The 22,589-nt window shown below is 70.4% G+C and carries 23 protein-coding genes; 11 read left to right on the forward strand and 12 right to left on the reverse strand.

Features of this window, described 5'->3' with window-relative positions:
* Positions 1-74: 74 nt before the first annotated feature.
* A complete protein-coding gene (locus tag ACGFIB_RS21865) occupies positions 75-869 on the forward strand; it encodes a hypothetical protein (RefSeq protein WP_393374455.1) in 795 nt (264 codons plus the stop codon).
* Positions 870-1,463, forward strand: coding sequence for a histidine phosphatase family protein (locus tag ACGFIB_RS21870; protein WP_142572293.1), 594 nt, complete (start codon positions 870-872; stop codon positions 1,461-1,463).
* Here ACGFIB_RS21870 and ACGFIB_RS21875 read toward each other — a convergent pair.
* Entirely contained in the window at positions 1,432-2,049 is a 618-nt protein-coding gene (locus ACGFIB_RS21875) for an inositol monophosphatase family protein (RefSeq protein WP_393374457.1), read from the reverse strand. The two genes, ACGFIB_RS21870 and ACGFIB_RS21875, sit on opposite strands and share 32 nt — an antisense overlap.
* A 45-nt stretch (positions 2,050-2,094) precedes the next feature.
* On the opposite strand from ACGFIB_RS21875, the gene ACGFIB_RS21880 reads away from it, so the two are divergent.
* Entirely contained in the window at positions 2,095-3,723 is a 1,629-nt protein-coding gene (locus ACGFIB_RS21880) for a fatty acyl-CoA synthetase (RefSeq protein WP_393374459.1), read from the forward strand.
* Between the two features lie 30 nt (positions 3,724-3,753).
* Here ACGFIB_RS21880 and ACGFIB_RS21885 read toward each other — a convergent pair whose 3' ends face one another.
* Positions 3,754-4,401 (reverse strand): protein-L-isoaspartate(D-aspartate) O-methyltransferase, encoded by a 648-nt coding sequence (locus ACGFIB_RS21885; protein ID WP_357245136.1) that lies wholly within the window; start codon positions 4,399-4,401, stop codon positions 3,754-3,756.
* Between the two features lie 174 nt (positions 4,402-4,575).
* A complete protein-coding gene (locus ACGFIB_RS21890; protein ID WP_393374461.1) occupies positions 4,576-5,139 on the reverse strand; it encodes a cysteine hydrolase family protein in 564 nt (187 codons plus the stop codon).
* Between the two features lie 125 nt (positions 5,140-5,264).
* Between ACGFIB_RS21890 and ACGFIB_RS21895 the strand changes: the two genes are divergently transcribed.
* Entirely contained in the window at positions 5,265-5,693 is a 429-nt protein-coding gene (locus ACGFIB_RS21895) for an RrF2 family transcriptional regulator (RefSeq protein ID WP_142572296.1), read from the forward strand.
* Between the two features lie 73 nt (positions 5,694-5,766).
* Positions 5,767-6,969: a globin domain-containing protein gene (locus tag ACGFIB_RS21900; protein WP_393374464.1), complete on the forward strand. Its 1,203-nt coding sequence runs from the start codon at positions 5,767-5,769 to the stop codon at positions 6,967-6,969.
* A 138-nt stretch (positions 6,970-7,107) separates the two neighbouring features.
* On the opposite strand, the gene ACGFIB_RS21905 is transcribed toward ACGFIB_RS21900, so the two are convergent.
* Both ACGFIB_RS21905 and ACGFIB_RS21910 read right to left on the reverse strand, forming a co-directional pair.
* Positions 7,108-7,917 (reverse strand): SAM-dependent methyltransferase, encoded by an 810-nt coding sequence (locus tag ACGFIB_RS21905; RefSeq protein ID WP_308424413.1) that lies wholly within the window; start codon positions 7,915-7,917, stop codon positions 7,108-7,110.
* A gap of 161 nt (positions 7,918-8,078) precedes the next feature.
* Positions 8,079-9,536, reverse strand: coding sequence for a GH1 family beta-glucosidase (locus tag ACGFIB_RS21910; RefSeq protein WP_208762290.1), 1,458 nt, complete (start codon positions 9,534-9,536; stop codon positions 8,079-8,081).
* 399 nt (positions 9,537-9,935) lie between these two features.
* Here ACGFIB_RS21910 and ACGFIB_RS21915 point away from each other — a divergent pair, with 399 nt between their 5' ends.
* A complete protein-coding gene (locus tag ACGFIB_RS21915; RefSeq protein WP_393374467.1) occupies positions 9,936-10,961 on the forward strand; it encodes a LacI family DNA-binding transcriptional regulator in 1,026 nt (341 codons plus the stop codon).
* Between the two features lie 285 nt (positions 10,962-11,246).
* On the forward strand, positions 11,247-11,552 hold the full coding sequence (locus tag ACGFIB_RS21920; protein ID WP_357245144.1) for a DUF6401 family natural product biosynthesis protein: 306 nt from the start codon (positions 11,247-11,249) through the stop codon (positions 11,550-11,552).
* A gap of 71 nt (positions 11,553-11,623) precedes the next feature.
* Here ACGFIB_RS21920 and ACGFIB_RS21925 read toward each other — a convergent pair whose 3' ends face one another.
* The 3 genes from ACGFIB_RS21925 to ACGFIB_RS21935 form a co-directional block, all read right to left on the reverse strand.
* On the reverse strand, positions 11,624-12,712 hold the full coding sequence (locus ACGFIB_RS21925) for a mechanosensitive ion channel family protein (RefSeq protein ID WP_393374469.1): 1,089 nt from the start codon (positions 12,710-12,712) through the stop codon (positions 11,624-11,626).
* A gap of 243 nt (positions 12,713-12,955) precedes the next feature.
* Entirely contained in the window at positions 12,956-13,945 is a 990-nt protein-coding gene (locus ACGFIB_RS21930) for a hypothetical protein (protein WP_393374471.1), read from the reverse strand.
* A complete protein-coding gene (locus tag ACGFIB_RS21935; protein WP_393374473.1) occupies positions 13,932-14,723 on the reverse strand; it encodes a serine hydrolase in 792 nt (263 codons plus the stop codon). The genes ACGFIB_RS21930 and ACGFIB_RS21935 overlap by 14 nt, the downstream gene beginning before the upstream one ends.
* A 184-nt stretch (positions 14,724-14,907) precedes the next feature.
* Between ACGFIB_RS21935 and ACGFIB_RS21940 the strand changes: the two genes are divergently transcribed.
* Entirely contained in the window at positions 14,908-15,285 is a 378-nt protein-coding gene (locus ACGFIB_RS21940; protein ID WP_357245152.1) for a LacI family DNA-binding transcriptional regulator, read from the forward strand.
* Here the strand turns inward: ACGFIB_RS21940 and ACGFIB_RS21945 are convergent.
* The gene (locus ACGFIB_RS21945) at positions 15,215-16,231 is read right to left on the reverse strand and encodes an aldo/keto reductase (protein ID WP_393374476.1); all 1,017 of its coding nucleotides are present in this window, start codon (positions 16,229-16,231) and stop codon (positions 15,215-15,217) included. The genes ACGFIB_RS21940 and ACGFIB_RS21945 overlap by 71 nt on opposite strands.
* A gap of 173 nt (positions 16,232-16,404) precedes the next feature.
* On the opposite strand from ACGFIB_RS21945, the gene ACGFIB_RS21950 reads away from it, so the two are divergent.
* From ACGFIB_RS21950 to ACGFIB_RS21960, 3 genes are all read left to right on the forward strand, one after another.
* The gene (locus ACGFIB_RS21950; RefSeq protein ID WP_393374478.1) at positions 16,405-17,340 is read left to right on the forward strand and encodes an AraC family transcriptional regulator; all 936 of its coding nucleotides are present in this window, start codon (positions 16,405-16,407) and stop codon (positions 17,338-17,340) included.
* A gap of 186 nt (positions 17,341-17,526) precedes the next feature.
* The gene (locus ACGFIB_RS21955) at positions 17,527-17,991 is read left to right on the forward strand and encodes a MarR family winged helix-turn-helix transcriptional regulator (protein ID WP_317984513.1); all 465 of its coding nucleotides are present in this window, start codon (positions 17,527-17,529) and stop codon (positions 17,989-17,991) included.
* 40 nt (positions 17,992-18,031) lie between these two features.
* Positions 18,032-19,309, forward strand: a complete 1,278-nt coding sequence (locus tag ACGFIB_RS21960; RefSeq protein WP_393374481.1) for an MFS transporter — start codon at positions 18,032-18,034, stop codon at positions 19,307-19,309.
* Between the two features lie 50 nt (positions 19,310-19,359).
* On the opposite strand, the gene ACGFIB_RS21965 is transcribed toward ACGFIB_RS21960, so the two are convergent.
* The 3 genes from ACGFIB_RS21965 to ACGFIB_RS21975 all read right to left on the reverse strand — a co-directional run bounded on the left by ACGFIB_RS21965 (position 19,360) and on the right by ACGFIB_RS21975 (position 22,581).
* Positions 19,360-20,520 (reverse strand): lactate 2-monooxygenase, encoded by a 1,161-nt coding sequence (locus tag ACGFIB_RS21965; RefSeq protein ID WP_393374483.1) that lies wholly within the window; start codon positions 20,518-20,520, stop codon positions 19,360-19,362.
* Positions 20,521-20,602: 82 nt separating this feature from the next.
* Positions 20,603-21,346 (reverse strand): SDR family NAD(P)-dependent oxidoreductase, encoded by a 744-nt coding sequence (locus tag ACGFIB_RS21970; protein WP_393374486.1) that lies wholly within the window; start codon positions 21,344-21,346, stop codon positions 20,603-20,605.
* Positions 21,343-22,581: an acyl-CoA dehydrogenase family protein gene (locus tag ACGFIB_RS21975; RefSeq protein ID WP_393374488.1), complete on the reverse strand. Its 1,239-nt coding sequence runs from the start codon at positions 22,579-22,581 to the stop codon at positions 21,343-21,345. The genes ACGFIB_RS21970 and ACGFIB_RS21975 overlap by 4 nt, the downstream gene beginning before the upstream one ends.
* Positions 22,582-22,589: the final 8 nt, after the last annotated feature.

Genomic DNA, 22,589 nt, shown 5'->3' on the forward strand with positions numbered 1-22,589 from the left:
TCATCGTCGGGCTGCCGGGATGCGATCGGGCGGACATACGGCGAGCGCTCACGGCCAATCCCCGGTCCGATGTGGTGCACGAAGCCGTCCGTGAGCCGTTCGTGGGCGTGGTCGCGCTGCACAAAAGCGGGACCAATCTCGTGGCCGCGCTCATGCGGGCGCTGGGCTACACCGTCTCGGGCGAGGGAACCGGGCCTTCTCCGTACCCCGGCGGACTCTGGGAGAAGAACGAAGCGGACTACCTTCCCACTCTGGGACCCGGCTCGGCCTACCTGGTGCACTCCCTGCCGATGCCCACGGTCGGAGGACCGCTGCAGTATCCACGCCCGCTCTTCTCGCTGTGGTGCGAGAACGACTTCCCTGTGATCTACCACTACCGGGATCCGAGGGCGGTGATCTTGTCCCTCATCCGCTACCTGCTGAAGCAGAACGTCTCCGGCGGCTTCACCGGGCTGCCGTTCCACACCATGTACGCTCGCGTGCTGCGGAGCCTCCCCACGGGCGAGAGGCGGCTGACGCACGCGATCGACAACCTCGACTCCTATTTGACCTGGTCGTTCCGGGACAACGCCTGGCTGCTCGATCACCCCGACGTGCTGACGACCTCCTACGAGACGCTGGTGGGCGCGCGGGGCGGCGGCGGCGACCACGAGCGCGATCTCGCCGTGGCGCAACTGATGGTCACTCTGGGCATCTCGGGTGACCCGGCCGACATGGCCCAGCGGGCCTACGACCCTCTCGCGAGGACGTTCTCACAAGGCAGGGCGTACGGCTGGGTCGACGAGTTCTCCGAGGAGCATCTCCTCCGCTTCCAGCGCAGGCACTCCGACATCCTCGAACGCTACGGCTATCCGGAACGAGGGCGATAGATGCCGCACGCTGTCACGATCGCGCTCCTGGGGCACCTGCCGTCCAGGGACAACCGCAGCGGGCTGCGCTCCCGTGACCAGGACGTCGCCGGGGAATCGGCCCGCGAGTTCACCGCCCGGCTGGCCACGGCGAGGCCGCTTCTCGGGGCGATCGGTCCGGTCTTCCGAGCCGTCTACGCGCCGCAGACGCTACGGCACCTGTCCAGCGCCCGCCTGGTCGCCGAGCTCCTGGGCATCGCGGCTCCCGTTCCGGACGCCAGGCTCAACAACGTCGACTACGGCACGTTCAAGGGCAGACCATTGGCGGAGACTCCGAAGAAGGCGGCCTTCGCGGAAACGCCCTACCCCGGCGGGACGAGCTGGGCCCAGGTCGCCGAGCGGTGGCACGACTTCTTCCTGGAGCGGATGCGGCGGCACGACGGCGGGACCGTGCTGCTGGCAGGGCAGTCGGGGGCCGCACCGGTGATGCTGGCCCACATCTGCGATGGCGTCCCACTGGCCGAGGCCCTGGCCGACGACCGGCTCGACGTCCCCTTCCTCGACGCCGAGCCTGCCTCGTTCTTCAGGTCCGTGTGGACCTACCGATGGCGATGACCTCCAGTAAGGCGTCGTGCGTCTCCCGGTCGGCCGCCACGACGAGCCCGCCCGCGCCGGTGTGCGGCGGCTCGCCGTAGATGCCGGTCACCACGCAACCGGCGGCCTGGCACAGCGCGATCCCGCTCGCGAAGTGCACGCTGTCGCGCAGGTGGCCGTCGGTGACGTACGCGGCGCGCCGGCCCGCGGCGACCCACGCCACCGCCAGGGTCGTGGAGACGACCCGCGGGCGGAAGCGCTCGGCGAAGCCCGGGTCGCCGAGGAGCCCGGCGGCCCGGAAGGCCGGCGCGTTCGGGAACGGCGGATCGAGGTTGACGTCCACCAGTCGTGATCCGGCCGACGGCGTGAGCAACTCGTCCCGAGCGTCGCGGCGGACGTAGGCGTGAGCGCCGTCCGTCCAGAACGCCTCGCCGGCGAAGGGGTCGGCGCAGGCCGCCGCCGTGACGGTGCGCGGGTGCGGCACCCTTGGCGTGCCGCGGCGCCCAGGACTGTCGCAGCGCGGGCCGTCGCAGCGCGGGCCGTCGCGGACCTGGCCGTCGCACAGCGGGCCGGGGGCGGCCCTCTCCCCAGGGTGATCGGTTCTCACTAGGCTGATCCAGAAGATTCCTCTGTTCAGGTGTTGGAGCCGCTCATGTCCCCCGCCTCGCCGGATGTCGCCCTCGCCCGCCGCCAGTCGCTCGCGGACCTGCTCCGGCGCTCCGCCCGGCGGCACCCCGGCCGTCTGGCCGTCGCGGACGCGGCCCACTCCCCGGCCGCTCGATCCCGTACGTACGCGGAGCTCGACGAGGACGTGACGCGGGTGGCGGGCGCGCTGATCGCCCGGGGCGTGCGTCCCGGGGACCGCGTGGCGGTGCTGTCGCGCAACAGCGTGGACTACGTGCGGACGATCTTCGGCGTGGCCCGCGCCGGGGCCGTCCTCGTGCCGGTCAACTTCATGCTCGGCGCCGACGAGATCGCCTATGTCCTGTCCCACTCCGGCGCGGTCGCGCTGATCGCGCAGGACGCCCTGCTGCCGGTGGCGCGGGAGGCGGCCAAGCGGGCCGGCGGACTGCGGCTGCGCATGGTGTACGGCCCGGCGCCCGAGGAGGGCTGGGAGCCGTTCGACTCGTTGCTTCAGGTGGACGTGGCCGAGCCGGTCGAGCCGGTCGAGCCGATCGGTCCCGACGATCCCGCGCAGATCCTCTACACCTCGGGCACGGAGTCGCGCCCGAAGGGCGCCGTGCTGTCGCACGCCGCGCTGATCGCGCAGTACGCGAGCTGCGTCATCGACGGCGGCATGACCCGCGACGACGTCGAACTGCACGCGATGCCGCTGTTCCACTGCGCCCAGCAGCACTGCTTCCTGGTGCCGGACATCCAGCTCGGCGCCTCCAGCCACATCCTCCCCGGGGCCGACCCGGCCGCCGTACTGGAGGCCGTCGAGCGCCACGGCGTGACCAAGTTCTTCGCGCCGCCCACGGTGTGGATCTCGCTGCTGCGTCACCCCGACTTCGACCGGCGCGACCTGTCCTCGCTGCGCAAGGGCTACTACGGCGCGGCGATCATGCCGGTCGAGGTGCTGCGCGAGATCGGCGAGCGGCTGCCGGACGTGCGCCTGTGGAACTTCTACGGCCAGACCGAGATGGCGCCGGTCGCGGTGATGCTCCAGCCGGAGGACCAGATCCGCAAGGCGGGCTCGGCCGGCCAGGCCGCGCTGAACGTCGAGACCCGGGTCGTGGACGCCGACGGGAACGACGTTCCTCCCGGGGAGATCGGGGAGATCGTGCACCGCAGCCCGCACGCGATCCTCGGCTACCTGGACGACCCCGAGAAGACCGCCGAGGCGTTCCGCGGCGGCTGGTTCCACTCGGGCGACCTCGGGGTGATGGACGAGGAGGGCTATCTCACGGTCGTCGACCGGATCAAGGACATGATCAAGACCGGCGGGGAGAACGTCGCGAGCCGCGAGGTCGAGGAGGTCGTCTACGAGCACCCGGCGGTCGCGGAGGTGGCCGTCGTCGGGGTCCGCCATCCGAGCTGGATCGAGGCCGTCGTCGCGATCATCGTGACCAAGCCGGGCACGGCCGTCACCGAGGAGGAGCTGCGAGCCCACGTACGGACGCGGCTCGCCGCGTTCAAGGTGCCCAAGGCCGTGGCGTTCGTGGACGCGCTGCCGAAGAACCCGAGCGGCAAGATCCTCAAGCGCGAGCTCAGGGACCGCCACGCCGCCCTCGCCGACCGCATCCCCGGCGTGCGGGTTCCGGGAAACCAGGAGGGGTAGCCGTGGAGGCGGGGTGCGGCTTCGGGGACGTCAGGAGGGGTAGCCGTGGCGGCCGTGGAGGCGGACGAAGCGGGCCAGCATGAGGACCTGGCGCGGTTCGAGGCCGATGACGGTGCGCTCGAACAGCACGACCTCCTCCCGGCCCCCCGTGCCGATGGGCTGCACCAGGCGCCCGCCGAGCCGCAACTGCTCGACCAGCGGCGCGGGGACCGTGGGAAAGGCGGCCGAGACGATGACGGCGTCATAAGGGGCGTGCTCGGGCACCCCCTGGCCGCCGTCGCCGACGAGCACCTCGGCGTTGCGGACGCCCTGCCGGGCGAGGTTGCGGCGCGCCGCGCGCACGAGGTCGGGCCACAACTCGACGCTGACCACGTCGGCGGCCACGCGGGCGAGCAGCGCGGTCTGGTATCCGAGACCGCTGCCGACCTCCAGCACGTGCTCCCGCCCGGTGAGCCCCAGTCCCTCGATCATCGTGGCCGACAGCGACGGCTGGGTGGTCACCTGCCCGTGGGCGATGGGGATCGGCACGTCCTCGTAGGCGTGGGCGATGTGCTCGGTGGGGACGAAACCGGCTCTCGGAGTGGAGCGCACGGCCTGGAGCAGGCGCTCGTCACGCACGCCCACCGCCCGGACGGCCTGGACGAGGTCTTCGGGACAGGCGGCTGCGGTCACGTCCACCACGCTCACGTTCAGACGGCGAGCGGCGCCGTCCCCACCCGCGGCGCGCTCCCCCTCGGTGATGCCCTCTCAGCCGCGCCGGAACCTGAGCCCGCGCCAGAACCTCAGCCGCGCCAGAACCTCAGTCACACCGGAACCTGAGCCCGCGCCGGACCCTTAGCCTGCGTCGGACCCTCAGCCCGCGTCGGCGAAGGTCACCTCCGCCGTGCCGGCGGTCCCCGCGCGGCGGCCGGGGGCGCTCTGCCACTGCCAGTAGAGGTTCGTGTGTGCGATCACCTGCTCCGGGGGCGGTGCGCCGTAGGCGCTGAGGTCCTCGGTGGTGTGCGCGTCGGAGACCAGCGTCACGTCGTAGCCCCGGACGAAGGCCCCATGGAGGGTCGAGCGGATGCACGCGTCGGTCTGGGCGCCCGTGACGACGAGACGGCCCACCCCGCGCTCGGCGAGCAGCGCCTCCAGATCGGTGTCCTCGAACGAGTCTCCGTACCTCTTGTGGACGAGGGGCTCCGCGTCGCGGCGGACCAGCTCGGGCACGTACCGCCAGTTGTCGCTGCCCCGCTGGAGATCGTGGTCGTCGGAGTGCTGCACCCAGATCACCGGCACGTCCTCCGCGCGTGCCCTGCCGATCAGGCTGCCGATGTTCGCGATCACGGTGTCGCGGTTGGGGGTGCCCGCCACCACCCCGTTCTGGACGTCGATGACCAGCAGCGCGGTGTTCGGGCGATCGGCAAAGGTCGTCATGGGATTCCCGTTCTCGTCGCGGATCCTGTTCCGCCTCACCCTAAAACCGGCCACCGACAACTTCAGGCCACCCTGCGAAGCACCCCAAATTGGAGTGCTACATACCGATTTGCTAGCGTCAGGGTATGCGGTTGACGAAGTTCACGGACCTGGCCCTGCGCGTCACCATGCGCCTGGCGGTCCTGGAACCGGGGGCGTCACTCACCACCCGCCAGGTGGCCGACGCGATGGCGATCCCCTACAACCACACCGCCAAGGCCATCGCCCGCCTGCAGCACCTCGGCGTCGTGGAGGCGCGCCGGGGACGCGGCGGAGGCCTGGAGCTGACCGACTTCGGCCGCACAGCCTCGATCGGCTGGCTGGTCCGCGAGCTGGAAGGAGAGGAGGAGGTCGTGACCTGCGAGGGAGAGATTCCCTGTCCGCTGCGGGCCGTCTGCAGCCTGCGCGGCGCGCTGCGCGTGGCACAGCAGGCCTTCTACGCCTCCCTCGACCCGATCACCGTGGATCAGCTCACCTCCTCGTCGTCGAGGCCGGTGCTGCTCAGCCTCTCCTGACCTGCATCACTGGGAGCACCCAGCAGGTTCATGGCGTTAAATATGCATTTCACATACTAATTTGGAGGATGTCATGCTCTCCCCGGACTCGGCCGCGACCGTCCGCGCCACCCTGCCCGTGATCGCGGGCGCGATCCAGGACATCACCGCCCGCTTCTACGACACGATGTTCGCCGACAACCCGGAGCTGCTGCGCGACCTGTTCAACCGCGGCAACCAGGCCAACGGTGAGCAGCGCGTCGCGCTGGCGGGCTCGATCGCCGCGTTCGCGACCGTGCTTGTGGAGCGCCCAGGGGTGCTTCCCGGCACGATGCTGTCCAGGATCGCCAACAAGCACGCCTCTCTCGGCGTCACCGAGGAGCAGTACGCCGTGGTGCACAAGTACCTGTTCGGCGCGATCGTCGAGGTGCTGGGCGACGCCGTGACGCCCGAGGTCGCCGAGGCGTGGGACGAGGTCTACTGGCTCATGGCCGAGACGCTGATCGGCCTGGAGCGCGGCCTCTACCGCGAGGCGGGCCGGGGCTGGACACGGGCCACCGTGGTCGAGCGTCGCGAGGAGACGGCGGACACGGTCTCCTTCCTCCTGCGCCCGGACCTGCCGATGCCCTTCCTGCCGGGACAGTACGTCAGCGTGCGGGTGCCGCTGCCCGACGGGGCGCGGCAGATCCGGCAGTACAGCCTGTCGAACTCCCCGGAACGCGGCGACTGGCGGATCACGGTCAAGCGGGTGCGCGGCGAAGGCGCCCCCGAGGGCGAGGTCTCCACCTGGCTGTACGAACACGTCCGGGCCGGTGACGTGCTCTCGGTCTCCGCCCCCTTCGGCGACCTGACCCTGCCCAAGGGCGACGGCCCGCTGCTGCTCGCCTCGGCGGGCATCGGGGTCACCCCCATCCTGTCGATGCTCGACCACCTCCTGGCGACCGGGTCGCAGCGGCGGGTGGTGGTCGTGCACGCCGACCGATCCCCCGGCGCCCACGTCCACCGCGAGGAGCTCGCGGAGCTGGTCGCGGCCCTGCCCGGCGCCACCCTGCACCGGTGGTACGAGGACCTGCCGCAGGCGCAGGCGGGTGACGCGGCGAACGGCGCCGGCCATGCCACCGCCGTGGGCCGGGCCGACATGTCGGCGATCGATCTGCCCGGGGACGTCGTGGCCTGCCTGTGCGGCCCGCTGCCGTTCATGCGGGCCGTGCGCGCACAGCTGGTCGAGCTGGGCGTGCCCGACTCCGGCATCCACTACGAGGTGTTCGGCCCCGACCTGTGGCTCGCGGCCGCCTGATCCGGCGACCGGCCCGCCGCTCGCCCGCGGCGGGCCGGCCCGCCGACGGCCCCGTCAGCGTGCAGAACCCGTCGGCACAAGAACCCGACCGGTACAAGAACCCGTCGGTTGTGAAGCTCCGGTCGGTGTGAAGAGCTGTCAGCGCAGCAGGCCGACGCCGGCGTAGCCGTCTACACCGGGAATCCTCGGCAGCTTCGGCTCGTCGGGCTCGGGCCGCCACTCCTCGGTCACGACCAGACCCGGCTCCACCAGGTCGAATCCGTCGAAGAACCGCAGCAGTTCGGCGTGGGTGCGCGGGGTGACCGCCCCGGCGGAGGTGTTCTTGTACAGCTCGCGTCCCTCGCGGATCTTGTCCTCGTCGAGGTCGCCGTACGACAGGTGGCTGATCGCCATCGCGCTGCCCGGGGCGAGCCGGTCGCGAAGCGTGGCGACGACGCGCCCGGCGTGCTCGGTGCCGGGGACGAAGTGCAGCACGGCCACCATGAGCAGGCCCACCGGCTTGCCGAAGTCGATGTGCTCGTTGATCCGCGGGTCGCCGAGGATGGCCTCGGGCTCGCGCAGGTCGCCGTCCACGACGATCGTCCGATCGTTGTCGGCCAGCAGGGCCCGCCCGTGGGCGAGCACGATCGGGTCGTTGTCGACGTAGACCACCCGCGCGTCGGGGGCTTCGCCGAGCGCGACCTGGTGGACGTTCTCCTGGGTCGGAAGTCCGGCGCCGATGTCGAGGAACTGGCGGATGCCCTCCCGGGCCATGAGCGTCACGGCCCGGCGGATGAAGCGCCTGTTGGTCCGCACGCCTTCACGCGCGTTCGGGGTCAGCTCGATCAGCTTCTCGGCCGCCGCCCGGTCGACGGCGAAGTTGTCCTTGCCGCCGAGGAGGTAGTCGTAGATCCGGGCGACGCTGGGGACCGTCACGTCGATTCCCGGCGGCCCCTGCTCCATGTTCATCCGTCCTGCCCCTGATGCGCTCGTACGTTGATCAAAACGTAGCTGATTAATCAGGATTCGGCGCACCAAAAGGGGAATTGACCGGCACGCACCCTCGGTGCGTGCCGGTCAACCCGGAGCCCTGTGGGCTCCTCAGTCCCCCGCCGGTCGGTTCCCGCGGGTCAGTCCCCCGCCGGGCGCTCACCCCCCGGGGTGCCCGCGACCAGGATGTCGACCGGGCTCGTCGTGGCAGGACCGGCGACGACCGGGTCGGCGATGAAGTCGCGCATCCAGTGGAAGCTGGCCTTCGGCGTACGCGCCTGGGTCTCGTAGTCCACGTGCACCAGGCCGAACCTGGCGGAGTAGCCCCGCGCCCACTCGAAGTTGTCCATCAGCGACCAGCAGAAGTATCCCCGCACGTCCGCACCCGCCGTCATCGCGTCGCGGGTCGCCGCCAGGTGGTCGCGCAGGTAGTCGATCCGCCCGCTGTCCTCGATCACCCCGTCGTCGCCGTACCCGTTCTCGGTGATGTAGACCGGCGGCAGGTCCGGATAGCGGGAGGTCAGCCCGACGAGCGTCTCGTACAGCCCCTCGGGCTCCACCACCCAGCCGAGCCCGCTGGTGCGCGCCTCCTCCGGCGCGACGGTGCGCACGCCCAGGTCGAAGGCCGAACGCCGGGCGGGGTCGGCCTCCTCGTACGGCGCGGCCTCCACGTGCAGGCGGTAGTAGTAGTTCACCCCGAGGAAGTCCACCGGCGCGCCGATGACGTCCAGATCGCCGTCCTGCCGGAAGGAGAAGTCGGTGATCCGGCCGAACGTCTCGGCCATGTCGGCGGCGTAGGCCCCGCCGAAGAGGGGTTCGGTGAATTGCCGGTTGACCAGCAGGTCCATCCGCCGTGCGGCCTGGACGTCCTGCGACGAGGAGGTCACCGGCACGGTCGGCGACATGTTGAGCGTCACCCCGATCTGCTGGCCGGGTTTGGCCATCTCCCGCAGGCGCGCGACGGCCAGGCCGTGGCCGAGCAGCAGGTGATGGGCCGCGGCCAGCGCGCCGTGCCCCTCCTTGGCGCCCGGCGCGTGCCGGCCCTCGCCGTAGCCGACGATGGACGAGCAGTAGGGCTCGTTGAGAGTGATCCAGTTCGAGACCGAGTCGCCGAGGGCGTCGTACATCACCTCGGCGTAGTCGGCGAAGCGCTCGGCGGTGTCACGGACCCGCCAGCCCCCGCGATCCTCCAGCGCCTGCGGCAGGTCCCAGTGGTAGAGGGTCACGTACGGCTCGATGCCGCCCTCGCGCAGGGCGTCCACGAGCCGCCGGTAGAAGTCGAGCCCGCGCCGGTTCACCGGTCCGCGGCCGTCGGGCAGCACCCGCGGCCAGGCCACAGAGAATCGGTAGGCCCCCGCCCCCAGATCTTTCATTAGATCGACATCCTCTTGCCAGCGGTGATAGTGGTCGCAGGCGAATTCACCCGACTCGCCCCGTGCCACCGCGCCGGGCACCCGGCAGAAGGTGTCCCATATCGAGGGTCCCCGGCCATCGGTGTCGACGGCCCCCTCGATCTGGTACGCCGCGGTGGCCGTGCCCCACACGAAGCCGGCGGGAAAAGTCCGCAGCATGGCGAGGCGTTCGTCGGTCGCCGTCATTCCCTGTTTGCTCCAGGTTCTGTGCCCGCTCCGGTGAACAGCCCGGACACGGCGAGCAGCCGTGCGGGCGATGGGACCGTTCCCCCGAAGGCCGCGGGACCCGCCGAGCCGTACGGCGGGCACACACGCGGGCAAACGGAGTTCCGCAGCGGACACCTGAACTCCCTAGCAGGAGAAAGGGGAAGCGGCTGCGAGACACGACAGCGGCCGAGCCGTGGCAACGAAAAAGCACCGGCCGATGCCCGCCATCACACATAGGAGGACGGTCGGTTGTCAAGTCACAAAAACATGACGAAGGGAAATTTCGCTTACTGGTTGACGGACTTCCCCACTGTTGCCTATTTTAGGGAAACCGGTTGCATGAAACCGGTTACAGCGAGATGCGATAGCGTTTGGTCCGTGGCAACGATCAGAGAGCTGGCGCGCCTGTGCGGTGTGTCTCCGGCGACCGTCTCCCGCGTTTTCAACAACCCCGAGGTGGTGAACGCGAAGACCAGGGAGCAGGTCCTGCGGACGGCCCGCCAAATCGGCTACCTGCCCAACGAGTCCGCCCGCACCCTGGCCACCAAGAAGTCCTTCATGGTCGGCCTGGTGTGGGACACCGATCACCGCCGTCCCGGCTGGCGGCACCCGTTCTTCCAGGAAATCCTCATCGGCCTGAAGACGGCGCTCAGCGGGCGCGGCTATCACCTCCTCATGCTCGCCACCAGCGGGGACACGAGCGGAGAAAGGACCGAGGACGCCTACGTACGCGCCGTGCGCAGGCACAACCTGGACGGCGTCGTGATGATAGACAGCGGCACGTGGGATCCCTCACTGCGGCGGCTGTCCGAATCAGGCATCCCCTGCGTCAGCCTCGACCGTCCCGTCGAGGGTTCCCGCGCCACGTACGTGACCTCCGACAACGCGGGCGGCGCCCGCCTGGCCGTACAGCACCTGCACGAGCGGGGACGGCGAGCCATCGCCACGATCACCGGCCCGGCGCACACGCGCCCGGGCGCCGAGCGCCTGCGGGGCTACCAGGACGAGATGTCGCGGCTGGGGCTGCCGCGCCGGCCCGACTTCGTGGTGGAGGGTGACTTCTACCTGTCGGGGGGCCACACCGCGATGCGCCGCCTGCTCGACGCGGACGATCGGCCCGACGCCGTGTTCGTCGCGGGCGACGAGATGGCCGTCGGCGCGCTGCGCGCGATCGGCGAGGCCGGTCTGAAGGTGCCCGAGGACATCGCCCTGGTCGGGTTCGACGACATCGAGGTGGCCGCGCTCGTGCCGCCGGGCCTGACGACCGTCGCCCAGGACAAGGCCGGGTTCGGCACCGCCGCCGCCGAGGCGGTGGTCGCCATGATCAACGGCGCGGAGGCCCCGCCGCCCCAGATCCTGCCGACGACACTCGTCGTACGCGGCTCCAGCACGCCCCCGCTCTGACCCGCTCCGCCCTCGGCCGGTCCCGCGCGTACGGCGGCGAGGCCGCGGTCCTGTTCGCCGGAACCCGCGCCGGCACGGCCCAGGTACCCCTCTCCGCACACCCGGGCCGGACATCCGTGTCGGCGCGGGCTGCGATTGGCACTGCCCGCGCGCTGGGCCGCACCGGACGCGGACGGACGCTCCCGCTTAAGGTGTCGCCCTCTCTGCGCGTTCTAGATTCTTGTGCTCCCGGAGGCGCTTATGGTGATGAGGCACCCATCACCCTTGACCCTCCGGGGGACTTCTGTGTCCGAGCAGTCCTGGCCTGTCCGCATCCGCGCCGAGTTCGCGCAGCGCGTGCTGGACCTGCGGCATCAGCATCCCGGGATCCTCGCCTCGCTGGACCAGCACATGACCGCCGTCAAGCACGTCATCGCGGAGCTGGGCGAGAGGGTCGGGCCGGCCTCCCTGCTCGCCTATCTGATCGGCTACTGGGACGGCGCCCGGGAAAAGGGCTGGCGGGCGCCGGCACCGGAGCAGCCCCTCGACTTCGCCACCCTCCGCATGACCGCGGTCTGCCTGATGCTCGACGCCAAGGCCGAGCCCGCCTGACTCCATATCGCTTCCGACACGGCGACGGGGCATCCCTCCCGGTGAGAGACGCCCCGCGCGACGGAAGGGGGTCACCGGCGCGGCGACGGCGGCTCCTCCGGGGGATTCGGCCGGGAGGAGATGGGCCGTGCCACCTCACCCGGCGCGTCCTGCGGCATCGGGGCGCCTGGGGTTCCGGGGGTGCCCGGAGGGACCGCGCCCGCGGGGGGAATAGGAGTCGTCGGCGCGCCCGGAGCGACCGGCGGCGTGCTCTCGGGGTACGCGGGCCCGCTCGCCCGCGCGTCCCCGGCGCCCTGCCCGCCCGGGACGTTCCCGCTGGCGTTCTGAGGCCGCGCGGTGCTCTTCGGGGACGCGGTGCTCTTCGGGGACGCGGTGGAGGCCGGCTGGGCGAAAGCCCCCACCCGCTGCCGCGGCTGCTCGGGCCGCGGCATGGCGGCGGTCTCCATCGCGTCGGCGCGGCCCCGGCTATAGGCCGCGGCCTGGGCGCGGATGGTGTCGGTCTCGGCCTCCGCCCGGTTCAGCCAGCGGTCCCAGCGCTGCTGCATCGGCCGTACCAGGCCGCCGCCCACGCCGACGATGAGGATGCCGGCCACGGTGGCGAGGATCGCGATCAGCACGGGCGTCGTGACGGTGGTCGCGACCTCGATCTGGTTGAGCGCGGCGATGACACCGAGGCCGATGATGAACACCGACGCGATCGTGGCCAGCGCCCGGCCGTACGACAGGGAGCCCAGAGCGGCGGTGACGATGTCCTTGACGGCCCTGGCGACGGCGGTGGCGACCACGATGATGACGATCGCCACGGCGGCCTTGGGCAGCCATGCCACCACTCCGGAGAGCAGCTCGCTGACGGGGTTGGGCCCGAAGACGGAGAAGGCGATCTGCAGCGTGATCAGCAGGACCGCGTAGTAGACGAGTTTCGCGAGCAGGCCGGACGCGTCGTACTTGCTGCGCGCCAGGGCCCGCCCCACGGCCCCGCGCTCGACCCACCGGTCGAACCCGACGCGTTCGAGTACGGCGTCCACAACCTTCTGCAGTGCCTTGGCGACCAGCCAGCCCACCACGAGGACGACGACGAATGCGAGGAACTTGGGGACGAACGTGGCGACCGACGACCAGGCGTCCGCCACTCCTCTTCCCCAGTCGACGGGAGCGGCCATGGGTCCTCCTGTTGAGAGCCTTCCACGACATACGAGGCCCACGGCTACCCGATGATCCGCGTCTCATACCCTGCCGTGTCCGGCCCGGCACGCAAGGCGACGCCCAGCCCCGCAGCAGTGCACGTCAGTCCCGCCGTACCGGGTTGAGGGCGTTCCACTCAGCCGTCCAGTACCAGGGCGTGGCTCTGCCCCTGGCTTACCGCGAAATGATGTGCGGCCTGAGCCGCTCGGCCGCCCGTCGCCTCACGCGCCGGCCTCGCTTCCGATCCGGCCTCGTTCCTTCCGATCAAGATAGAAGGTGATCGAGGACCCGGCCTGTAGCGGATATCTGTAGTGGGCGTGTGCGGCCAGCCCGCGGTGGAGGTCCGAATAGGTGCTGCCCACCGACGATTCGCCCCTCGGTCCGAGTCCGGCGACGTTCGCGGCCACGGATAATCGGTCGCAGGCCACGGACCCGTCCAAAGTGCAGTAGAACTCCGCGTCGGTGACGTTGGCGAAGAGCACCACTTTGACGATCACGTGGGCGTCCATGATGTACTTCCTGGTTGCGACCGCGATCTCCACCCGATTGCTGCTCGACCTACGAAGGTGGCGCGGGATCTGGTACACGTACTCGCAGATCCGCATTTCTCGCACCATCTTCGGGCGGACGCTGCAGCTCACCTCCTCACCGTCGACCGTGAGGCTCCCAGGGGCGAACATCGCACGATCGTCGGGCATCAGGTGTTCCTCTATCTGCCACCGCATCAGGTATCTGTCCGGGTCGGCGTACGGGTCGGCCGCTCGATCGTCCATGGAGGCGATGCAGACCATCGATACCTGGGCCGGCAGAGTGCGCCTGGTATAGGCGAGCCGGATCAGTTGCACCGCGTACTCGGGGTGAGGGTCGTCCGCAGCCGGGGCCGTCAGATGCGTGACGAACCGGTAGTGGCCGATCGCGCCCACGTCGAGAACGGAACGGATCGGCATGAAGACCTGCCGCAGCACGCGCTCCAGGATGACGTCCATCTGCTGCTCGGCCTCTCTGGAGGCGAGCGTGTTGAAGATGATCGCAGTAAGGGCTCCAGAGAACAGCGCGTTCGACACCAGGCCAAGCATCAGGGCGGGAGAGGGCTGTTGACCCGGGGACGGAAACAGGGTGATCAGCATTCCACTGAGACCCACCACACCGACGGCCGTGAGCACGCTGATGCCTCTGGCCAGACGGAGACGCCGTTCCTTATCCGAACTCATCGACCCTGCCTCCGAGCTCCCGCCATATCGTGAACACCATGTCCCCGATCTCGATAGCGGTCGTTGCGGTGTCCTTCTGTCCGTCCGTCAGGACCGACACGGCGAGATGAAGACCGCCGTCCCGGATCAGGGCCACGTCGTTCGCCACGCCGTTCAGGGAACCCGTTTTGTTCGCGATACGGAGGTCTTCGGGGAATCGAAGCGCCGTACGCGATTTGCGCAGCCCGTTCTCCATCGCGAGCAGCACCTGTTCGTCCTCCGGAGACCCGTGAAGATAAGAGAGCAACCGGACCTGGTCTGCGGCGGTGGTGATGTTCGCGCGCCCGATCGGACTCAGCTCGAAGTCCCTGAAGCCGACCTGCAGCCTGGAGGCGTGACACCCCAGTGAGCTGAGGAGATCGTTCACCGCCGGGGGGCCGACCGTTTCCAGAAGGTACTGGGCCGTGAGATTGTCGCTAGTGGCGAGAGTGATGCCGCAGAGCTCCTGAACCGTGAATTCGTGATCCCAGCGGAAGACGTTGAGCAGCGTGGGAAAAACGGTCTTGCCCAACTCCTCTCTTCGCACGCGGTCGCAACCGCCGATGATCCCTTTTCTGATCCGGCGCAGCACCTCGATCACGATCGGGACCTTCAAAGTGCTAGCCGCGGGGCGTGGCACCTCCGCATCCACCGAGACGTCCAACTCGGGTCCCCGAAGCGTCCGCAACGCGACACTGCGGCCGGCTTCCCGGCCCACGAAATCCGACACCACCGCCCTTATGTGAGCAATATTGCGCACAGCGCTGCCTCCAAAAGCGAACTGTCTTCTTACCGACCGGAAATGCCCGTTCCTCGATAGTGAATGAACCGGCGGCAGGGTTCAATACGACAAGGCGTTCGGCGATTCCCGCATGTCGGACGGCACACCGTGCGACAGAGAGGGGCGGTCTCCCGATGAACCTGGTCACCGAAGCGTTTGGTCCGTGGCAACGATCAGAGAGCTGGCGACGGCCCGCCAAATCGGCTACCTGCCCAACGAGTCCGCCCGCACCCTGGCCACCAAGAAGTCCTTCATGGTCGGCCTGGTGTGGGACACCGATCACCGCCGTCCCGGCTGGCGGCACCCGTTCTTCCAGGAAATCCTCATCGGCCTGAAGACGGCGCTCAGCGGGCGCGGCTATCACCTCCTCATGCTCGCCACCAGCGGGGACACGAGCGGAGAAAGGACCGAGGACGCTTACGTACGCGCCGTGCGCAGGCACAACCTGGACGGCGTCATCATGATCGATCTCACCGGCGGCGGCGAAGCCGGGCGTCCTGCAGCGCGGGCGGCGTGGTGGCGTAGTTGTCCTCGGGGTTGAGGTCCGTTCCCGGCGGCACGATGGCGTCGATGCGGTCCAGGATGTCGCCGGTCAGGTCCACGTCGGCGCCGGGCAGGAGCCCGTCGAGCTGGTCGGCGGTGCGCGGCCCGATCAGCACGGATGTCACGGCCGGGTGCGCGCGGGCGAAGGCGATCGCGAGGTGCGGCAGCGTCATCCCGGCCTCTGCGGCGAGGGCGGCGAGTTCGGCGAGCGCGACGGTCTTGCGCCTGCCGGCCGGAGTCGTCGTGTCGTAGTGCGACGGTCGCGACGAGGCCCGGTGGCCGGTAGTGAAGTCGGCCCGGCCGGAGAGCCATCCGCCGTTGAGGGGGCTGAAGGTGAGGACGCCGAGCCCGTGGCGCTGTGCGGTCGGGAACACCGCGCCCTCCGGCCTGCGGGTGAACACGGAGTACATCGACTGCTCGGTCAGGAACCGGTGTGTCCCCGTGCGCTGCGCCGCCCACTGTGCCTCCGTGATCAGCTCCGCGGGGAACATGGAGGACCCGAACGCCCGGATCTTCCCGGCGCGGACGAGGTCGGTCAGGGCCGACAGCGTCTCGCCGACGTCCGTCTCATGGTCGGGGCGGTGCATCTGGTAGAGGTCGATGTGATCGATGTTCAGGCGACGCAGGCTGTCCTCGACGGCGCGGACGATCCACCGCCGGGAACCGCCTCGCCGATTGGGGTCCTCGCCCATCGGCAGCCCGAACTTCGTGGCGATGACGAGGTCGTCGCGGCGGCCCTTGATCGCCTTCCCGACGATCTCCTCACCTTCACCCTGGGAGTAGACGTCGGCGGTGTCGATGACGTTGATGCCGGCGTCGAGTGCGCGATGGATGACGCGGACAGCGTCGTCGTGGTCGCGGTTTCCCATGCTGCCGAACATCATCGCGCCGAGCGAGAGCTCACTGACGGACGTCCCGGTGGCGCCGAGAGTTCTGCGTTTCATGTCGTACGTGCCTTCTGGATTCGCGGGGCTGCTGACCTGTTCATCTCACCAAGCCGGCCCGCCGTGCCGTGAACCCGATCCTGCCGCCGCCTTGCACGATCCTGTCAATCTCGCACGTCGGGGGCCCTCGGGCGTGGCGCTGTCGCCTGGTCCGGGGTGGTTGACTGGCGCGCATGGACCTCCTTGACGAGATGCGGGGGCTGATCACGCGCCACACCGCCGACGGCCTTCGCCGGAGGATCGCGGACGGAGTGACCATCGCGTCCGCGGACCGGCCCACATCCCCGGTCGGCACGTTTTCCTCGCCGTCGCTCGCGATCGTCGCGCAGGGTGTCAAACGCACGGTGCTCAACGGGGTCCCGTACGACTACCGCGCCGGGCAGTACCTCGTCGTGTCGGTGGACCTCCCGGTGATCGGCCAGGCCCTGGAGGCCAGCCCGGACAAGCCGTTCGTCGTCTTCAGCATGTCGCTGCGCCCGGCGGACATCGCGCCGCTCCTGCTGGAGGCGAGCGCGGCCGGCAAGCCCCCGGCGTTCACCGGAATGGCGGTGAGCGACGCCTCGCCGGAGTTGCTGGATCCCGTCGTACGTCTGCTGCGCCTCGCGGACCGGCCGGACGACCTGCGCGTGCTCGCGCCCGGATACCAGCGGGAGATCCTCTGGTGGCTGATCAACGGCGACCAGGGTGCGCTCGTACGGCAGATCGGCCTCGTCGACGGCAATCTCGCGCACATCTCCCGGGGAATCCGCTGGATCCGCGAGCACTACCGGGAGCAGCTCACCGTCACGGATCTGGCGGAGCTCTGCGGTATGAGCGCGTCGTCCTTTCACCGGCACTTCCGCGCGGCGACGTCGATGACGCCGGTCCAGTTCCAGAAACAGATCCGTCTCCAGACGGCCCGCACTCTGCTCATGACCCGGTCGGGGAACGTGGCGGAGATCGGCTATTTCGTCGGTTACGAAAGCCCGTCACAGTTCAGCCGGGAATACCGCAAGGTGTTCGGGGCCTCTCCCGGCCGGGACGCCGCGCAACTGAGCGCCATGGGACAGGACGGACACGACGGGCAGGACGTCGCGAGGCCGCGGGAGTTGGTGGACGAGCCGGCGTGAACGCGGCGAGCGAACGCCGGGCGCGACCAGACGACAGGCGCTCGTGGCAGGGCGACCCGTTCGCCCGCGCTCGGCCGGCGCCTCGCCGCTGCTCCTGCTGAAGGCTGGACGAGGGGGCGATGCGGTGCACTCCGGGCAGTTGTATAAGCTTCCTATGTAATTCGGATCCCGTCCGGAGGAACACCTGTGTCCGTCACCCCGAGCGCCGATTCCCCTGATGAGCCCCAGACGGTGGCCGCCGTCCTGGACGAACTCGCGGTGCTCGCCGTGCGGCGGCTGTCCGTGCAGGGCGACCTCAGCCTCACGGCCGCGACGACCCTGTCGTACCTGCACCGCAACGGCCCGCAGCGGCTGAGCGTCCTGGCCGCGCGGCAGGCCGTCACCCAGCCGTCGATGACCCAGCTCGTGCAGCGCCTGGAGCGCGAAGGCCTGGTACGCCGGGCGGTCGACGACCTCGACGGCCGCGCGGTGCGGGTCAGCGTCACCGACGCCGGCCGGGCCCTGCTGGCCGAGCGGCGACGGCGGCGCAGAGAGCGGCTCACCGAGATGCTCGGCACGCTGTCCCCCGGCGAGCTGCGTGAGCTCACGCGGGTCGCCGGCGAGTTCCTCCCCCTGCTCCTGCGCCTGCTCCAGGGCACGGCGGACGAGTAGGGATCAGGGCGCTCCCCCTCGCTGACTCCCAGGAGGTCCGGTGAGCTCTGCTCATGCCCCTGTCTCAAACCCCTTCAAGCAGCCGAAGGCGGTCTGGGCCGTCGCCTTCGCCTGCGTGATCTCGTTCATGGGGATCGGGCTGGTGGACCCGATCCTGCCCGCCCTCAGCACGAAGCTGCACGCCACGCCCAGCCAGGTGTCGCTGCTGTTCACGAGCTACCTGGTCGTCACCGCCGTGGCGATGCTGGTCACCGGGTGGGTCTCCAGCCGGATCGGCGCCAAGCGCACCCTCATCGTGGGCCTCGCCCTGATCGTGGTGTTCGCCGCCCTCGCCGGGACGTCCGGCGGCATCGGCGGCATCGTCGGCTTCCGCGCCGGCTGGGGCCTCGGCAACGCCCTGTTCATCGCCACCTCGCTCGCCGTCATCGTCGCGTCGAGCAGCGGCGGCTTCGCCGGAGCGATCATCCTGTACGAGACCGCGCTCGGCGTCGGCATCGCGGTCGGCCCCCTGCTGGGCGGCGTGCTCGGCGGCATCAGCTGGCGCGGCCCGTTCTACGGCGTCGCGGTCCTGATGGCGATCGCGCTGATCGCCACCATCACCCTGGTGCGGCCCACGCCCACGCCGGCGAGGAAGACCGGCATCGCGGCGCCGATCAAGGCCCTGCGCCACCGCGGCCTGCTCATCCTGGGCCTGACCGCGCTCTGCTACAACTGGGGCTTCTTCACCGTGCTGGGCTACGCGCCCTACCCGATGGAGCTCGACGAGCACCAGCTCGGCCTCGTCTTCACCAGCTGGGGAATCCTCGTCGCGATCTTCTCGGTGTTCGGCGCCCCACGGCTGCAGGCCCGCTTCGGCATCGCCCGCACGCTGTACGCCAACCTCGTGCTGTTCAGCCTCGACATCCTGGTGATCGCGCTGTTCACCGACAACCGGATCGCCGTGATCTGCGGCGTGATCGTCGCCGGCATCTTCATCGGCGTCAACAACACGGTCACGACCCAGGCGGTCATGACCATCTCGCCGGTCGAGCGGCCCATCGCCTCCGCGTCGTACGGTTTCATCCGCTTCATCGGCGGCGGGCTCGCGCCCTTCGTCGCGGGCGAGCTCGCCGAGCACTTCGACAGTCAGCACGTGCCGTTCTACTTGGGAGCCGCGGCCGTGCTCCTCGGCGCGCTCGTCCTGACCACCGCGCACCGGCAGCTCGGCGAGGCCGAGCGCGCCCAGGCCGCCGAGGCGGCCGCCGCCGGTCCGGCCGCCGCTCGGCGGGAGGAACTGGAGGAGGAGGCCCTGGCCGAGGACCTCGGTTCGGCCACCTGATCGGGCGCCGGAGCACCGGACGCGGCGGCCCCCAGCGGCTCAGGGTCGCGTCAGATCCGTGTGAGCAGGTCCGGGGTGAGCGCGGCGACCCCGGCGCAGCCGGAAAGGGCCAGGGTGAGATCGGTCTCCGCCAGCACGCAGCGGATCACGTGTTCCACGCCCGCCTGGCCGTCCAGGCCCAGCCCGTACGCGTACGGACGGCCGAGCAGCACGGTCCTGGCACCGAGCGCGAGCGCCTTGACGACGTCGTCCCCGGTGCGGATGCCGCCGTCGAACAGCACGGTGAGCCGGTCGGCCACGGCGTCGGCGACGGCCGGCAGGGCGTCGGCCGCTCCGATCGAGCCGTTGACCTGACGTCCGCCGTGGTTGGAGACGACGACGCCGTCCATCCCGGCGTCGGCGGCCAGCCGGGCGTCGTCGGGGTGCAGGACGCCCTTCAGCACGATCGGGCCGTCCCAGTGCTCGCGGAGCATGGCGAGGTCCGGCCACGTCTTGCCCGGGTCGCCGAACATGCCCACGAAGTGCAGGACGGCGGCGTCCGGGTCCTCGTGCACGGGCCGGGCGAGCCCGGCCTGGAACGCCGGGTCGGTGAAGTAGTTGGCGGTGCCGACGCCCCGCAGGAACGGCAGGTAGGCCTGGTCGAGGTCGCGGGGCCGCCAGGCCAGCAGCGGCGTGTCGAGGGTGACGACCAGCACGGTGAACCCCGCCGCCCTGGCCCGGGCGAGGAAGCTGAGGGTGACCTCGCGGTCCTTGCCCCAGTAGAGCTGGAACCACCGCTCGCCGTCCCCCATGGCCGCCGCGACGTCCTCCATCGGCGTGCTGGAGGCCGACGACAGGATGAAGGGCACGCCCGTCACGGCGGCCGCGCGCGCGGCGGCCCGCTCGGCCTCCGGATGCATGATCGACAGCACGCCGATCGGCGCCAGGGCCAGCGGCGCGGGCAGCGCCCTGCCCAGCAGGGTCACCGACAGGTCGCGTTCACGCACGTCGCGCAGCATCCTCGGCACAATCCGCCAGCGGTCGAGCGCCTCGCGGTTGGCGCGCTCGGTGCGCCCGCTGCCCGCGCTGCCGGCGACGTAGCCGACCGGACCCGGGCCGAGCCGCCGCTCGGCCATCTCCTCCAGCCGGGTCAGGTCGGCCGGCAGCCGGGGCACGGTCCCGGTCATGCCGTTGAGGTAGATCTCGTACTGGAAGTCCGCCCAGGTGGTCATCGTCGCCCTCGTTCCGCCGCCGAACCGACAGCGGCACGCTACCGAATCACCCCCCAAAAGCTGACAACTTGCTCATACCGGCTCATCGAGGTCCGGGGGCGCGGCGGAAGGCGAAGGGCCCGCTCTCGCGGCCGGGCACCACGAACCAGCACTCGCCGGTGCCCTCGCTCGCCAGCAGCGAGAAGAACGCGTCGACGACCGTCCCGACGTCGAGGATCGGGAACTTCAGCTCGTCCAGCAGCGCCCTGACCTCGGCGTCGAGGATCGGCGTGTCCGCGAACGACGGGCACAGCCCCTGCACCCGGACGCCGAGGGGCTCCAGTTGCGGGCCGAGCGAGCGGACGAGCCCGACGACGGCGTGCTTGTTGGCCGCGTAGACGGGATCGGAGGGGATGCCCACGATTCCCGCCATGCTCGCGGTGGCCACGATCACGCCCCCGGCCCGCATCGCCTGCAGCGCGGCGTGCACGCCGAAGACGACGCCGTCGAGGTTGACCCCCATCGCGCGCCGGTAGCGGTCGAGGTCGAAGTCCCCGCCGAGCCCGAACCCGGAGGCGACACCGGCGTTGAGGAAGGCGAGGTCGAGCCGCCCGTGCCGCTCGACCGCGAGCGCGACCGCGGCCTGGTTGTCCTCCAGCCGCGACACGTCGGTCCTTACGAACGTGGCGCCGATCTCCTCGGCGGTACGCACGCCGGCCTCGGCGTCGACGTCGGCCAGCACGACGTGCGCGCCGTACGCGGCCAGGCGACGGGCGACACCCGCGCCGATGCCGCCCGCACCCCCGGTGACGAGCGCGACCTTGCCGGAGATGTCGTCGGTGTTCACAGCGGCAGTCCTCCCGTCGCGGCCCTGGTCGAGCCGGTGGCCCGGTACGCCTCGATGGTGCGTTGCGCGATGCGCATCTGGTGGATCTCGTCGGCGCCGTCGGCGAACCGCGCCCACCGCGCGTGCTGGAACATGTGCGCCAGCGGAGTGTCGGTCGAGTAACCGAGCGCCCCGTGGACCTGGATGGCGCGGTCGACGATCCGGTTCAGGCTGTTGGCCACGAAGTGCTTGGCCATCGAGACCTCGGTGCGGAAGTCCTCACCCTTGTCGATCTTCGAGGCGGCGTGCAGGACCATGAGCTTGCACTGGTAGAGCTCCATGGCCGAGTCCGCGATCATCCACTGCACGCCCTGCTTGTCGGCGAGCGGCGATCCGTGGCTGACCCGGTCCAGCGCCCTGCCCACCATCATGTCGAGGGCCGTCTCCGCCTGGGAGATCCACCGCATGCAGTGCGCCAGCCGGGCCGGGCCGAGGCGGTACTGCCCAAGCCGATGGCCGTTGCCCCGGCCGCCGAGCACGGCGGAGTCCGGCAGGCGCAGGTCGGTGATGACGATCTCGCTGTGGCCGGTCGAGCCGTGCATGGTCTCGATCTCGCGTACGTCGTTCCAGCCGTCGGCGGGCAGGTCCACGAGGAAGGCGGTGTTGGCGCCCCGCGCGCCCTCCGGCAGGTCGAACTCGGTCTTGGCGATCAGGATGGCGAAGCTCGCCCTGCGGGCGTTGGAGATGAACCACTTGTGCCCGTTGATCACCCATTCGTCGCCGTCCTGCACGGCGTTCGTGCGGATGAGCGTCGGGTCGGAGCCGGCCACCTCGGGCTCGGTCATCGCGAAGCACGACATCTTCACGCCGTCGAGCAGCGGCCGCAGGTAGCGCTCCTTCTGCTCGTCGGTGCCCCAGTGCAGCAGCGTGTGCATGTTGCCCTCGTCGGGCGCCGCGCAGTTGAGCACCCACGGGCCGAGCCGGGTCTTGGCCGCCTCGGCCTGCACCATGGCCAGCTCCACGTGGCCGAGGCCCATGCCACCCCACTCCTGGGGCATGTGCGGCAGCCAGAGCCCCTCCTCCTTCGCCCTGCGGCGCAGGCCGACGATCGTGCGCAGGTATTCGTTCCTGGTGAGCGCCTTGTCCTCGGAGTCCTCGAACGGCTTCACCGCCGGGATCACCGTCTCCTGGACGAACGTCCGCACCCGCGCGCGTATCTCCTCGTGCTCGGGGGCGAGCGTGAAGTCGATGGCCATGGCCCTCC

Origin of the sequence: Microbispora bryophytorum (genome assembly GCF_043197435.1) — a bacterium.
GTDB lineage: Bacteria > Actinomycetota > Actinomycetes > Streptosporangiales > Streptosporangiaceae > Microbispora > Microbispora bryophytorum.

Bases quoted from the DNA above. Each gene is read 5' to 3' on its own strand.
- ACGFIB_RS21870 (WP_142572293.1), top strand. From the start codon at position 870: ATGCCGCACGCTGTCACGATCGCGCTCCTGGGGCACCTGCCGTCCAGG.
- ACGFIB_RS21880 (WP_393374459.1), top strand. From the start codon at position 2,095: ATGTCCCCCGCCTCGCCGGATGTCGCCCTCGCCCGCCGCCAGTCGCTC.
- ACGFIB_RS21890 (WP_393374461.1), bottom strand. From the start codon at position 5,139: ATGACGACCTTTGCCGATCGCCCGAACACCGCGCTGCTGGTCATCGAC.
- ACGFIB_RS21895 (WP_142572296.1), top strand. From the start codon at position 5,265: ATGCGGTTGACGAAGTTCACGGACCTGGCCCTGCGCGTCACCATGCGC.
- ACGFIB_RS21900 (WP_393374464.1), top strand. From the start codon at position 5,767: ATGCTCTCCCCGGACTCGGCCGCGACCGTCCGCGCCACCCTGCCCGTG.
- ACGFIB_RS21905 (WP_308424413.1), bottom strand. From the start codon at position 7,917: ATGAACATGGAGCAGGGGCCGCCGGGAATCGACGTGACGGTCCCCAGC.
- ACGFIB_RS21910 (WP_208762290.1), bottom strand. From the start codon at position 9,536: ATGACGGCGACCGACGAACGCCTCGCCATGCTGCGGACTTTTCCCGCC.
- ACGFIB_RS21925 (WP_393374469.1), bottom strand. From the start codon at position 12,712: ATGGCCGCTCCCGTCGACTGGGGAAGAGGAGTGGCGGACGCCTGGTCG.
- ACGFIB_RS21930 (WP_393374471.1), bottom strand. From the start codon at position 13,945: ATGAGTTCGGATAAGGAACGGCGTCTCCGTCTGGCCAGAGGCATCAGC.
- ACGFIB_RS21945 (WP_393374476.1), bottom strand. From the start codon at position 16,231: ATGAAACGCAGAACTCTCGGCGCCACCGGGACGTCCGTCAGTGAGCTC.
- ACGFIB_RS21950 (WP_393374478.1), top strand. From the start codon at position 16,405: ATGGACCTCCTTGACGAGATGCGGGGGCTGATCACGCGCCACACCGCC.
- ACGFIB_RS21965 (WP_393374483.1), bottom strand. From the start codon at position 20,520: ATGACCACCTGGGCGGACTTCCAGTACGAGATCTACCTCAACGGCATG.
- ACGFIB_RS21975 (WP_393374488.1), bottom strand. From the start codon at position 22,581: ATGGCCATCGACTTCACGCTCGCCCCCGAGCACGAGGAGATACGCGCG.